Origin of the sequence: Acetobacterium wieringae (genome assembly GCF_001766835.1) — a bacterium.
GTDB classification, from domain to species: Bacteria; Bacillota; Clostridia; order Eubacteriales; family Eubacteriaceae; genus Acetobacterium; species Acetobacterium wieringae.
In genome coordinates this window covers 1-12302 of the sequence record NZ_LKEU01000009.1, presented here as the reverse complement: position 1 = coordinate 12302, position 12302 = coordinate 1, and the positions used below count along the sequence as shown (strand labels likewise).

Annotated in this window: 11 protein-coding genes and 1 tRNA gene; 4 read left to right on the top strand and 8 right to left on the bottom strand. The window is 42.7% G+C overall.

Translation table 11 applies throughout. The features are described 5' to 3' along the window. Positions 1 to 59: 59 nt before the first annotated feature. Positions 60 to 395 carry a Rieske (2Fe-2S) protein gene (locus tag ACWI_RS00125; protein ID WP_070369417.1) on the bottom strand — a complete coding sequence of 112 codons (336 nt, stop codon included), beginning with the start codon at positions 393 to 395 and terminating at the stop codon, positions 60 to 62. 172 nt (positions 396 to 567) lie between these two features. Here ACWI_RS00125 and ACWI_RS00120 point away from each other — a divergent pair, with 172 nt between their 5' ends. Further along, on the top strand, positions 568 to 840 hold the full coding sequence (locus ACWI_RS00120) for a DUF5661 family protein (protein WP_026394762.1): 273 nt from the start codon (positions 568 to 570) through the stop codon (positions 838 to 840). Between the two features lie 59 nt (positions 841 to 899). Here the strand turns inward: ACWI_RS00120 and ACWI_RS00115 are convergent, their stop codons facing one another. The 6 genes from ACWI_RS00115 to polA form a co-directional block, all read right to left on the bottom strand. Next, the gene (locus ACWI_RS00115) at positions 900 to 1550 is read right to left on the bottom strand and encodes an adenylate kinase (RefSeq protein ID WP_070369416.1); all 651 of its coding nucleotides are present in this window, start codon (positions 1548 to 1550) and stop codon (positions 900 to 902) included. 26 nt (positions 1551 to 1576) lie between these two features. Beyond that, entirely contained in the window at positions 1577 to 2611 is a 1035-nt protein-coding gene (locus ACWI_RS00110; protein WP_228883423.1) for an HD-GYP domain-containing protein, read from the bottom strand. A 287-nt stretch (positions 2612 to 2898) separates the two neighbouring features. Continuing rightward, positions 2899 to 3726 (bottom strand): DUF1002 domain-containing protein, encoded by an 828-nt coding sequence (locus ACWI_RS00105; RefSeq protein ID WP_070369414.1) that lies wholly within the window; start codon positions 3724 to 3726, stop codon positions 2899 to 2901. Between the two features lie 168 nt (positions 3727 to 3894). Further along, a tRNA-Leu gene (locus tag ACWI_RS00100) sits at positions 3895 to 3981 on the bottom strand. Positions 3982 to 4091: 110 nt separating this feature from the next. Next, a complete protein-coding gene (gene coaE, locus ACWI_RS00095) occupies positions 4092 to 4697 on the bottom strand; it encodes a dephospho-CoA kinase (protein WP_070369413.1) in 606 nt (201 codons plus the stop codon). Between the two features lie 11 nt (positions 4698 to 4708). Beyond that, a complete protein-coding gene (gene polA, locus ACWI_RS00090) occupies positions 4709 to 7351 on the bottom strand; it encodes a DNA polymerase I (RefSeq protein WP_070369412.1) in 2643 nt (880 codons plus the stop codon). A 201-nt stretch (positions 7352 to 7552) separates the two neighbouring features. Between polA and ACWI_RS00085 the strand changes: the two genes are divergently transcribed. Genes ACWI_RS00085 through ACWI_RS00075 form a run of 3 tightly spaced genes read left to right on the top strand, consistent with a single transcriptional unit; the run spans position 7553 to position 8846 of the window. Then, the gene (locus tag ACWI_RS00085; protein WP_070369411.1) at positions 7553 to 7756 is read left to right on the top strand and encodes a helix-turn-helix transcriptional regulator; all 204 of its coding nucleotides are present in this window, start codon (positions 7553 to 7555) and stop codon (positions 7754 to 7756) included. A 3-nt stretch (positions 7757 to 7759) separates the two neighbouring features. Continuing rightward, positions 7760 to 8503 (top strand): DUF3169 family protein, encoded by a 744-nt coding sequence (locus ACWI_RS00080; protein WP_070369410.1) that lies wholly within the window; start codon positions 7760 to 7762, stop codon positions 8501 to 8503. 40 nt (positions 8504 to 8543) lie between these two features. Further along, on the top strand, positions 8544 to 8846 hold the full coding sequence (locus tag ACWI_RS00075) for a hypothetical protein (protein WP_070369409.1): 303 nt from the start codon (positions 8544 to 8546) through the stop codon (positions 8844 to 8846). Positions 8847 to 9000: 154 nt separating this feature from the next. On the opposite strand, the gene ACWI_RS00070 is transcribed toward ACWI_RS00075, so the two are convergent. After that, on the bottom strand, positions 9001 to 12302 hold a 3302-nt coding region (locus ACWI_RS00070), incomplete at its 5' end, for a molybdopterin-dependent oxidoreductase (protein WP_070369408.1).

Below are 12302 nucleotides of genomic sequence, written 5' to 3'. Positions count from 1 at the left end.
GTGCCGCAATAGCCTTTAATATCGGCATTCTGCACTCGGGTAATTAATTTTAGTCGTGTTTACTTAGCATCAATATCAATCAGTATCGCACCGTCTTCGACCTTCACCGGATAACTGCGATCATTCTCCATTTTAAATTCCAAAAATAAAATCTTCGGTTTTCCCAAACCCTTGCCAGTTTTTGCGTCATATTTTGCACCATGTCTTGGACAGGTAATAATACCATCCCTCAAGGTGCCTTTGTACAAAGATCCTCCCATGTGGGGGCATTTATTTGATATGGCATAATAATCCCCATCCACCTTTGTCAGCAAAATTTTTTCGTTATCCAATTCAATCAGTTTCTTTTCAATTTGCGCAAACTCCTGTATTTCAGCAACTTTCTTAAACCCCATTTTTCCCTCCTGTGTGCATAATTTTAGTTGTTTTACCCCAAATATATAATCCCAAAAAAGACACGTTCACTCATTGATTGACAAATATATTGATTTTCCCTATAATGAAACTGAGTATTAATAAATCCAACCAGTATTGTCACGTTTTAAAATTTTAAGAAGAGGTGATATTATGTCAGCAAAAAAAGTATTTACAACCGAGCAGGCAAAAGAAATTGGCAGAATGCTAGGAATCAGTTGGAGTAAATTTGACATTGAGCAGTTTCGAATGGGCATGGATGTTGAGCTCGAGCATGGCACCGATAACTCCCGCACAAACGTAACTGGCGATGATCCTTTCGTCACCGGAAAAATTGCCCTGGCTCACCTGAATGAATTTCCCGATTATTATACCCGTCTGGAAAAAATGGAAAAAGAGGCCGAGGCTTTTTGGGAAGGCAAATAACTATTAATGATGACCCTAAGAGAATTCTTTGACAAAAGGATTCTCTTTTTTTCTATACGTTACTTTACGCCATCTAAAATCGTGACGATTTGTGAAAAAATATCTTGGATTCCGCCATCGCCCTTGATTTTATGAAGAATTCCTTTGTTTCTATAAAATTCCAAAATTGGCTCAGTTGTTTGATTATAAATAGCCAATCGGTCTAGAATGATTTCTTCCTGATCATCCGCTCGGTGTATTAAAGGGGTTCCACAAACATCACATTCTCCCGTTACCTTTGGCGGGTTATATTTGATATGATAACTTTCACCACATTTTGGGCAAACCCGTCGTCCCATAATTCGTTCAACAATGATCTCTTTTGGCACATCAATCAAAAAAACGAAATTAATCTGTTCGTTCTTTGCCTTCATGATCTGATCCAGAGCCTCAGCTTGCTTTTTGTCACGGGGAAAGCCATCGAGCAAAAAACCCTTCTGGCAGTCATCATTTTTTAAGCGTTCATCGACAAGGCCAATCGTGAGTCGATCTGGAACCAACTGACCTTTTTCCGTATAAGTGCTTATTTCTTTGCCTTCTGTTGTGCCTTCTTTAATTTTTCTACGAAAGATATCCCCGGTCGAAATATGGGGAATGCCATAGTGTTCACAAATCAATTTTGCCTGAGTTCCCTTCCCCCCTCCGGGGGTTCCTAATAAAATTATTCTCACAAAAAATCCTCCAAAATTAAAATGTGTTACTTGGCATAGTCTACAACAGTAATATTCAGGGCTTGACGATCTGCCAAACAGATGTCAAAGGGTTTTATTTCATAATCGCCATTCTTAAAAATTCGTATATTCGGGCGCATACAAAAGCTCTCAAAATTATCTGTGACGATACCCGACAATCCATTGCTTAATTTAACGGTTGTTCCAACCGGATAAGGGGCGATTTTTCTAACAAACACCCGCACCAGCTCCGGGTCAAAGAGATTTCCGGTCCCACCCATAATATATTCAATTGCTTCTGAGGGCAATAACCCTTTTCGGTATGGCCGATCTGAAGTCAGGGCATCGTAAACATCGGCAATGGAGATAATCCGCCCATATAACGAGATCTTGTCACCTTTTGCATTGTTCGGGTATCCTCCGCCCGAGAACTTCTCGTGATGATCCAGAATTCCAGCCTGTGCTCCCACACTGCCAACATATTCACTGGCCAGATATTCAAACCCTAAAAATGAATGCTTTTTCATTTCAGAAAACTCAATATCCGTCAAGGGACCTTGCTTATGAAGAATGTCTTTTGGTACAAAGACCTTTCCTATATCATGAAGTAATGCTCCAAATCCAAGGTTGCATAAATCTGTTTTATCAAGGCCCATGGCTGTTCCAAGACCTATGGATAATACCGCAACATTCACTGAATGAAAATAAGTATAGTCATCGAAAACTTTCAGATCAACCATATTTAACATCATTTCCTTGTTCCTAAGGATCACATCCACTATTGTTTCAACTTGATCTTCCATCTCAGTGAACTGTTCTTTTTGAACCGGCTGGTTATTCTCTTTACAAATAAAAATCTCTTTGATCCCGTTAACGGTCTTCGTTCTCAAACTGCTGTCAATCGTCTTCACAATTGGAATGCTCTGGATCTGTTCCTCTTCAATAAAGAGACCATTACACTTAAACTTATGAATTTTATGAATTAATTCTATATTTAAAACTGTTTTTCTCGGAAGTACCAGTTCACCCCGATCCCCAAACAGATCCGACGCAACAACCATTCCTTCTCGTAAACAAAATATTGGCACGAATCTCATAATTGTCCTTCCACAGTAACCTCTTGCAACCCATGCTTCTTTGAATGGGCTGTTAATAATTTATTATTATAAAGTAAGCTTTATCTGAAATAAAGTTTGTTTCTTTAGATACGATGATATCTGTTTACCTTATTTTTGTCAATAGTATTTTGAAAACGATTATTGACTTTTAGTTCTACTAAAAAGAAAAACGCCATTCTAATCGGTTTGATTACAATGGCGTTTTACGGTCGCATTCGTTTTTCTGTTTCTTATTTTAAGTTCGTGAAGAAGTTGCCAATTTCCTGGAAAAAGTTCTGCACCTGCTGGAAGAAGCCCTGGGTTTGCTGGCCTGCCTCCATCAACTTAATAAATGTATCCGGATCCATATTCAGTTCATTGAACTTATTTACCAAAACTAAGATTTCTTCAACTTGCTGGTCATCCAAAACAGTATCATATTTTTCTGCCGTCTCAACGATCAGTTCTCGAATCTGATCATCATTCATCGTTTTGGTCTGGGCAATTTCTCCTTTTAAACTATTGATAATATTAACCGCATCATCTCCGATGGCATCCTGAAGTTCTCCAACTACCACAACTTCTTCAACAGCCGTTGTTTTGGCCGCTTCATCAAGGCTATCACCGGTTGCTGCTTCATAGGCTTTATAGATGCCAGTCAACGCACCCGTTCCGGATACCGGCGTATAGGCTGCAACAATCACCTTGGCATTCTTGATTCCCGCCGTTCCCAAGGCCGATTTATACATCTCGTCAGTGACCCAATCAATATTGTGGGTTTCCAGGTCGATTCCGCCAGAACTTTTTTCCTGGACATAAACACTGGATAAGGCCAAAGACCCAATTTTATCAAGCGATACAACACCTTCCAGATATTCCCGTTCATCCGCATTGGTTACCACCGTTTCCTCGACATCGCCCCGTTTAATATCAAAATAACCATAAACCGTTTTGAGTTGGGCTTCAGTATTGTCTGCACCAATCGCCACACAGGCACTTTTCGAGTCCGCCAACACCGGACTAACCATTGCCAGCGATAGCACAATCGCTAAAACGCCTGATAATATTTTCTTTTTCATTCTTCACCTCGCATAATCACTGTCGCTTAAATTAATATTTTACAGCCAAGTTATCATAACAAAAATTCCTATTTTTTTACTTAATTATAACCAACAACGGATCAGACCAAAATCGTCATCCAAAGAAAAAAGTCGACTGCATAAGCAATCGACTTTTTGTTTTTAAATTGGTGCGAGAAAAGGGATTTGAACCCTCACTGCATTGCTGCAACAGATCCCTCAAACCTGCGTGTCTGCCAGTTCCACCATCCTCGCATAATAACAGGTGTTTTGACCCTGTTTTTTTATTATAACGGAATGGCTTAATAATTTCAACTATTTTTTTTACTTATCGACATTTTTTTGAATTTTTCATTATGGCAAGATTATCTCACTAATAACTTTCTTCGACTAAAATAAACATTGATTGTGATTAAAAGATCATTCATGCTGCCATTATTTTCGATAATTGTATCAGCCAGAGCGATTTTTTCTTCATCTGACATCTGCATCTCAATTCGTCTGATTGCCTGCTCCCTGGTCAGATTATCTCTCTCCATGATCCGCTCAATGCGAATCTCTTTGTCTGCAACCACCAAAATCGTCTCGTCGACCGTATTTTGCAGATTTGTTTCGAAAAGCAGGGGACAATCATAGAAAACTGTCGGAATTCCTGATTTTCGATAAAAGCTGATTTGCTGATCATAGAGTTTTTTTACTTCCGGATGAATCATCGCATTGAGTTTTGTCCTGGCATGGTCATTATTAGCAATAATCTCTCCCAGCATACTACGATTTAATTCCCCATTTTCATCAATGACCGTCTCTCCAAAAGCCATTATAATTTTCTTTAGGCCAGGACTTTCCGGCTCAACTGCCTGGCGAGCTAATTGATCCGCATCAATGACAATGTAGTTAAAGCGTTTTTTTAAAATATCTGTGACCGTGGACTTGCCTGAAGCAATTCCACCTGTTATTCCAATGATTCTCATTACTACACCTGCTATTTCACATCATACCAGGACAACCCGGTGTTTACATCCACCGTTAACGGCACACTTAATTGAGCCGCCCCTTCCATTTCTTCTTTAATCAGTACCTCCACCTGGGCGCATTCATTTTTAGGGGTATCAATGATCAACTCATCATGCACTTGCAGGATCAGCTGTGCTTTTAGATTCTCCGCATTTAGGCGTTTATAGACTTTAATCATGGCAAGCTTGATAATATCCGCTGCACTCCCCTGAATTGGGGTATTTAGGGCCATCCTTTCACCCGCTTGAACCAGCATGGCATTTCTGGAGTTTATTTCCGGAATGTAACGTCTTCTTCCCCAAATGGTGGTCACATAACCTTCTTCTTTAACCTGTTGTTTGACATTATCCATATAAGCCTGAACTTTGGGATAACGGGAAAAATAACGGTTGATATAATCTTGCGCCTCATTTCGGGAGATTCCCAGATCTTTCCCCAAACTAAAAGCCTGTTTGCCATAGATCAGTCCAAAATTAATGGCCTTGGCCTGGCCACGCTGGGTTCGGGTAACAGCATCCAGTGAAATCCCAAAAATTTCAGAGGCGGTGCGAGTGTGTATATCCTGTTCTTTTCTAAACGCATCGATCAAGTTTTCATCCCCTGAAAGGTGGGCTAAAACCCGGAGCTCAATCTGCGAATAGTCGGCATCCACCAAAATACGATCACTCGTCGAAGGTACAAAAACCCGCCTGATCGCTCGTCCCATTTCTGTTTTTACCGGAATATTCTGCAGATTAGGGTTCGAACTGCTAAGCCTTCCAGTTGCCGCCACGGTCTGGTTAAAGGTTGAATAAATCTTCTGGGTTTTGGGTTCTACAAAAGCCATCAACCCCCGGCCATAGGTCGAATCCAATTTTGACAGCATCCGATACTCAATAATTTTTTCAATGATGGGATGAAAATGAATCAGTTGCTCCAATACTTCGATATTGGTTGAATAACCAGTTTTGGTCTTTTTCACTATCGGCAGTTTTAGCTGTTCAAAAAGCACCTCTCCCAATTGTTTGGGAGAGTTAATGTTAAAACTTTCCGTTTCGGCCAGTTCGTAGATATCACTGGTGAGACTGGTAAGCTTGCTCTCAAACTCACCTGAAAGCACTTCAAGTTGGCTTAAGTCAATTTTAAATCCCAGTTCCTCCATCGATACCATCACTTCCAATAAAGGCATTTCGATGGTCTTAAATAAGGTCATCATTTCCGTTGTTTCAAGTTCTCTTTCCAGAACAGCTTTTAAATCTTTGATGGTTTCACAGTTTTTGATCATATAGTCAGCTAGTAGCTGTTCGTCCAAGTCTTCTGCCTTGATCATTTTTTTGCCTTTCCCAAACATTTCCTCATCATCCAGAATCATTCGATTGAGATACTGATAGGCGGCAGATTTTAAGTCATAGCGCTGATCACCAGGACTCAATAGATAGGTGGCAATATAGGTATCAAAGGCTTCGTTAACTTCACAAATGCCGTTTTTATTAAAAATATGAATCAGGTTCTTTAAATCCTGGCTAACCAGTGCGATTGTTTTCATATTGGGCAAATTTTTGAGCTTATCAAAAAATTTCAAGTTTACAACCGCCGCGGAATTAAGGTAGTAATAGCTCGTTTCAATTCCAAGGGCAAAATAAATCTGGGTATCCTCTTGATGATAATATATGATCACTTCTGCGGCGTTTGCCATTTTATTAAACAATTCATCCATTTCAGCAGCCGTTTTTATCCAACGAAAGTCAAGGCATTTTTCGATGGTTTCCACTGTATCGGTTGCATCTATTTTTGATAATAATGTATTAAATTCCAATTCCTTGAGCAATGCAATGCTTTCAGGATTAAAAATATCGTGAAAGCTCAGTTCTTCAAAGTCACCCTGCCAGGGAACGTCCCGTTTTATGGTTCCCAACATCCGACTCATAAAAGCATCATCTTTTCCAGCGATGATTTTTTCCTTTTGCTTACCTTTTTGATCGTCAATGTGATCATAGATCGCTTCCAGATTTCCATATTGCTGAATCAATTTGATCGCTGTTTTTTCGCCAATTCCCGCAATTCCGGGAATATTGTCCGATTTATCACCCATCAGCGCTTTTAAATCAATCAGATCCGGGGGTGTCAAACCATACTGATTTTGTACCCAGGCTTCATCAACTTCTTCCAATTGAGATATTCCTTTTTTAGTATACAAGACCTTAATTTGCGGCCCCACTAACTGAAAAGCATCCCGATCGCCGGTGATGATTTCTGTTTTGATCCCTTTTTCAGCTCCGATGGTAGCCAATGTGCCAATAATATCGTCAGCTTCATAACCCTCCAGCTCAACAATGGCAATGTTCATTTTTCTTAGTAGCTCTTTTAAAATTGAAAACTGTTCCGCCAGAAGCTCTGGCATATTGAGACGTCCGCCCTTATAGTCGTCATAAGCCAGATGTCTGAAGGTTGGCCCCTTAAGGTCGAAGGCAATCCCTAAATAATCCGGTTTATATTCATCTTGAATTTTAACTAATATATTAACAAAACCATAAATGGCATTTGTCGGCACGCCCTTGGAATTTGACATTTCCCGGATAGCGTAAAAGGTTCGGTAAAAAAGACTGTTCCCATCGATTAAGATACTTTTCATTTGATCTCGCTTTCTCTTTCTTTACTCTCAATAATACAAATATAGTTATTATACCAAAAGTATTGACGATTGAACATTGAATAAATTGAAAAGCTTCACTTGACAATTATTATTGACAGAGTTATACTGTTTTTGACAATAATAGTTGTCATCATGACATTTATTATTGTCAAAACAATTATGGGCTCTGGAGGTGCCATTGTGGGATTGAAGAATCGCTTGAAGGAATATCGTGCGCGCGATAATCTGAACCAGTCAGATTTGGGAAAAATGGTCGGCACATCCCGACAAACAATCAGTCTGATTGAACGGGGTGACTATTCCCCATCTGTTATTTTGGCTCTAAGAATCGCTAAAGTATTTGGAACAACCGTTGAAGAACTATTTTTATATGAAGAGGAGTAAACAATGAAAATACAAAAACAGACACTAAAATTTTTAATCGCCATCATCGTCTCATCACTGATTGGCGGATTATTGGGTTGGTTCATTATTCATTTTGAAACCGCAATCTTCCACGGTTTATTAAACTTTCAAAATTTGATCTTGCATAACAATTTATACATTCAATTCTTTATCTTTGGATTATGCGCATTGCTGATACTAATTATCTTCTTCTCAGTAAAACATAAATTAAATCGTCTAGATCCTAATGATGATGCCCTTTTTGATCAGATTGATCATCAGCTTGGTGTTTTACTTCCGCTAATTTCGGCAACCATGATCAGTGGATTTTGTCTCTTCGGAATCACCGTTACTAATGCCCTGAATGAACCTGTACTTATTGGTCTGGTTCTATTTTTACTCAATACATCGTTTGCTTTAATCATGATGGTTCTTACGATAAAATTGACAAAAGTTTTGTATCCCGAGAAAAAAGGCAACCCACTCGATTTTAACTTTGACAAAGAATGGATCAAAAGTTGTGATGAAGCTGAAAAATTTGTGATTTACAAGGCGTCCTATCGTTGCTACCAACTCATGAATTTTGTTTACTGCGGTGTTATGACATTGTGTCTGCTCATTTCCATTGCAGTTAATATTGGCATCTTTCCTTATTTACTGATTGGGTTTTTATGGATTACTCAAACTCTGGTTTATGCTAGATCTGCCAACCGATTTCAGCATGGACAGCTGGACAATGTCCAATAATTTCACTAAAGTAACATAATTTTTATAGGAGTTGCCAACAATGAAGAAAATTTTAGCCAAAGCCCAGTGTGAAGGATGGACCTATCTTGAACAAGGTCTTGTTTGCGGAAATCGAATGGAGTTTATCAAAAACGAAAAACGAATTGGTATCACCCTTAATCCGGCTACTTATCAATTGACAAATATGTCACCGTCGCAAATGCAAGTTGTAATGAAGGCTGATGCCTTATATTCAGGAAATAATCCCATTGTAGCCAAAATCCGAAACCTATCCTTTGAAGATCAAACCAATCTAACTGGGGTCGCCCGAGAAATATTTTTACTGATTTGTGAAGAAGAATAACACACCAAAAACCGCATTTCTATTTTGCATCTTTTATCTAAAAAGTACCGTTTTGAAACGATCATCAAAACGGTACTTTTAGTTTATCGACAATTTTTAGTTATTTTATTGAGTTCTACGATCTATTCTTTAAAAGCTCATAATAAAAGGGATTTTAATGATTAATCACCTTATTCAGTTCGCCCTGAATCTCATTCATCAAATAATCAGTATAGGGGATTTCCGTAAAGAGACGTCCTTCCTGATAGGGTTTAAGGGCGGTTTCACCGCTTTCGGTTTGCTGGCCGTTGAGCAGTTCACCGACGCCCACATTTCTGAAGGCATCATGAGTTTCCCCAATGGCTTTTAAAATCTTGCCCGGACAGGCGGATCCCAGATCGGTTGAGAGAATATCCGCGATGGCCTGAGCCATTTTCAGATTACTCAGTTCCAGGGGATTGTCCACAGCTTCTTTTACTTTTAGTAACCGTCCTTCGGTATTGACAAAGGTGCCACTCACTTCCGGGAAGGCCAGGGCTGGCAGCACCACGTCAGCTTTCTGAGCGGCATCTGTCAGATGAGTATCCTGCACCATTAAAAAGTCATAGCCACTTAAGTCAGCATTGGGATCTTCACCAAAAAGCAGCAGCGCTTTGGCATCGGCCAGAACTTCCGGGGTATTGGTCACCCCAAGGGCAGTGAGTCCCCGGCTGTTGTTCTTAACAGCCACTCTGAAGATACCGCTGCGTCTGCCGTCTGTTTTGCCCAATAGCGCCAGTATATCGCCGACCAAAGCAGATGCTTCTTCCGTGATATACTTATCACCCAGTACCACCACCAGGTTTTTGGCATTGACCAGACCTTCGCCGATAATCTGGGCTTCGTCACCGATGTCAAAGTCTTCCAGGGATGCTTTTAACTGCTCCAGATTGTTGAGATCAGTGTTGATGGTTCCGTTTTCCAGCACATACTTGGTAATTTCTCCCAAAAACTCCAGATCCTCGCATTCGGTGATAAACTCATCGGCGATGTGATCATAACCGCTTTCCAGATGGTTGATGACAAAAATACTGGCGCCGTTTTTTGATGCCTGGGTGAGCTTATACTTGACAATCGGGTTGTTGACCGGCAGCATACCCAGGACCAGAATGGTATCGGCGGTCACAATGGCGTTCATATCCCGGATCTGATAATCACTCTTGAGAACGTCTTTCGCACCATCATGACGGTTGCTGAAACTGAAGGTTTCCGCCCGGAGCACTGCCGCCAGCCGGGTGAAGGTATGGATTTCTTCGTTGGTATATTTGGGTGAAATCCCCATCTTCACAGCATTAGCACCATAGCGGGCGGCAATACTCTGGGATTTTTTGGCAATGGCAACCAGGGCATCATACCAGGTGGCTTCGATAAGCTCGCCTTGTTTGTTGCGAATCAGCGGAGTGGTGATGCGATCGCCCCACTGCACCAGGTTGGTGCCGAAGCGGCCCCGACCGCACATGACCCCCTGGTTGATCTCCTGATGGTTTTTCCGGGGAATCGCTTTAATAATGGTATCACCCTTGGATTCAATAATAATCTGGCAACCGGCAGAGCAGTAACCGCATGTGGATTCGGTTTTATCAGTATCCAGCGGGATCTGTTTAATGCCGGTGAGACCTTCTCTTAAGGCGCCGGTGGGACAGACCGAGATACACAGGCCGCAGCTGACACAGCCGGTGTCTTTTAGTGGTTGGCGCAGGGCTGGTTCGACAATGGTTTCAAAGCCCCGATCAACCAGACCCAGAGCCTGGACGCCGACGATTTCATCGCAGACCCGGACGCAGAGACCACAGGTGATGCACTTGCTGTTATCCCGGATGACAAAGGGGTGGTCGTCCTGAATTTTTGCTTCCGGATTCTTTCCTTTGAAGCGGTCGGGTTTGACCGCATATTCGTTGGCATAGGCCACCAGCTTACACTCAAAATAATCCTGGCAGCCGCACTCGAGGCACCGTTTGGCTTCTTCCACGGCCTGGAGTGGGGTATAGCCTTCGACGACTTCGAGGAAGTTGTCGTTGCGTTCTTCCGGTGCCAGATGAGTCATTGCCGGCCGTTTATTTTTCTTGATGCTTTCGAGGTAATCCTGATCGACGACTTCCCGGGTAACATAATAGGGTTCATGGTAGGCAATGGTTTCACCGTTTAAGTAGCCTTCAATAAAGGGCACGGCTTTTTTGGCATCGCCAACGGCTTTGATGACAATGGAAGCGCCGCTGTTGATGCAGTCACCACCGGCAAAAACGCCCTCCAGATTGGTGCGGAAGGTCTGTTCATCGGCCAGCACGGTATTCCATTTGGTCAGCGTCAGGCCATTTTCGCCGCCAATCCCATCCGGGTTGATGCCCTGGCCAATGGCCAGAATCAGGGTATCAATGTCAAGAATCTCTTCTTCGCCGGGAATCGGGATCGGGCTGCGGCGGCCGCTGGCATCGGGCTCGCCAAGGGCCATTTTCTGAAGCCGGATTTTAACAATCTGGCCGTCATCGCCTTTGATGACTTCAATGGGGTTGGTCAGATTTTTAAAGATCACCCCTTCTTCTTCGGCTTCGATGATCTCGATTGCTTCGGCCGGCATTTCGGCTTTGGTGCGGCGGTAGATATTATAGACTTCCTTGGCGCCTAAACGGATGGCAGTCCGGCAGGCATCCATGGCGGTGTTGCCGCCGCCGACAATGGCGACTTTTTTACCGAGAACGATGGGTTCGTTATTGGCCACCTGCCGCAGCAGTTCAATTCCGCCGATGACACCGGTAGCGTCGATACCTTCGCATCTTAGTCCGGAACTGGTCCAGGCGCCTAATGCGACGTAGACGGCGTCATGGCTGTTACGGATGGTGTCAAAGGGGATATCGGTACCGACCCGGGTGTTGTTTTTAAAGACCACCCCCATGTCTTCAATCAGTCCCACTTCTTCGTCAACCACGCCTTTGGGCAGTCGGTATTCAGGAATCCCGTAACGCAGCATCCCACCCATTTTGGGCATGGCGTCATAAATGGTCACGGCATGACCGGACTGGATCAGGTAATAGGCAGCGGTGAGTCCGCCGGGGCCGCCGCCGATAATCCCGATGGATTTTCCAGTGTCTTTGGCAATTTCCGGTACAAACATCGCATGGGTCATATCAAAGTCAGAGGCAAAACGTTTGAGCCAGGCAATCGAGATGGGCTCATCGACTTCCCCCCGGCGACAGGCGGTTTCACAGGGGTGGGGGCAGACCCGGCCAATGGCTCCGGGCAAGGGTAATTGTTCTTTGATCAGTTTTAAAGCTTCGGAAAATTCGCCGTTGGCAATTAGGCCGACGTAACCCTGACAGTCGGTGGTGCCGGGACAGGCCCGCTTACAGGGGGCGACGCAGTCGCCGATATGTTTTGAAAGCAGCAGCTCCAGGTTGGTTTTGCGGGATTCAATGACCCGGGGGGTCCGGGTGCTCACCACCA

What these genes read in the sequence shown, in the direction of transcription:
- coaE (WP_070369413.1), bottom strand. Translation starts at nt 4,697, where the DNA reads ATGAGAATCATTGGAATAACAGGTGGAATTGCTTCAGGCAAGTCCACG.
- ACWI_RS00080 (WP_070369410.1), top strand. Translation starts at nt 7,760, where the DNA reads ATGAAAATACAAAAACAGACACTAAAATTTTTAATCGCCATCATCGTC.
- ACWI_RS00125 (WP_070369417.1), bottom strand. Translation starts at nt 395, where the DNA reads ATGGGGTTTAAGAAAGTTGCTGAAATACAGGAGTTTGCGCAAATTGAA.
- ACWI_RS00120 (WP_026394762.1), top strand. Translation starts at nt 568, where the DNA reads ATGTCAGCAAAAAAAGTATTTACAACCGAGCAGGCAAAAGAAATTGGC.
- ACWI_RS00110 (WP_228883423.1), bottom strand. Translation starts at nt 2,611, where the DNA reads ATGGTTGTTGCGTCGGATCTGTTTGGGGATCGGGGTGAACTGGTACTT.
- ACWI_RS00075 (WP_070369409.1), top strand. Translation starts at nt 8,544, where the DNA reads ATGAAGAAAATTTTAGCCAAAGCCCAGTGTGAAGGATGGACCTATCTT.
- polA (WP_070369412.1), bottom strand. Translation starts at nt 7,351, where the DNA reads ATGAAAAGTATCTTAATCGATGGGAACAGTCTTTTTTACCGAACCTTT.
- ACWI_RS00105 (WP_070369414.1), bottom strand. Translation starts at nt 3,726, where the DNA reads ATGAAAAAGAAAATATTATCAGGCGTTTTAGCGATTGTGCTATCGCTG.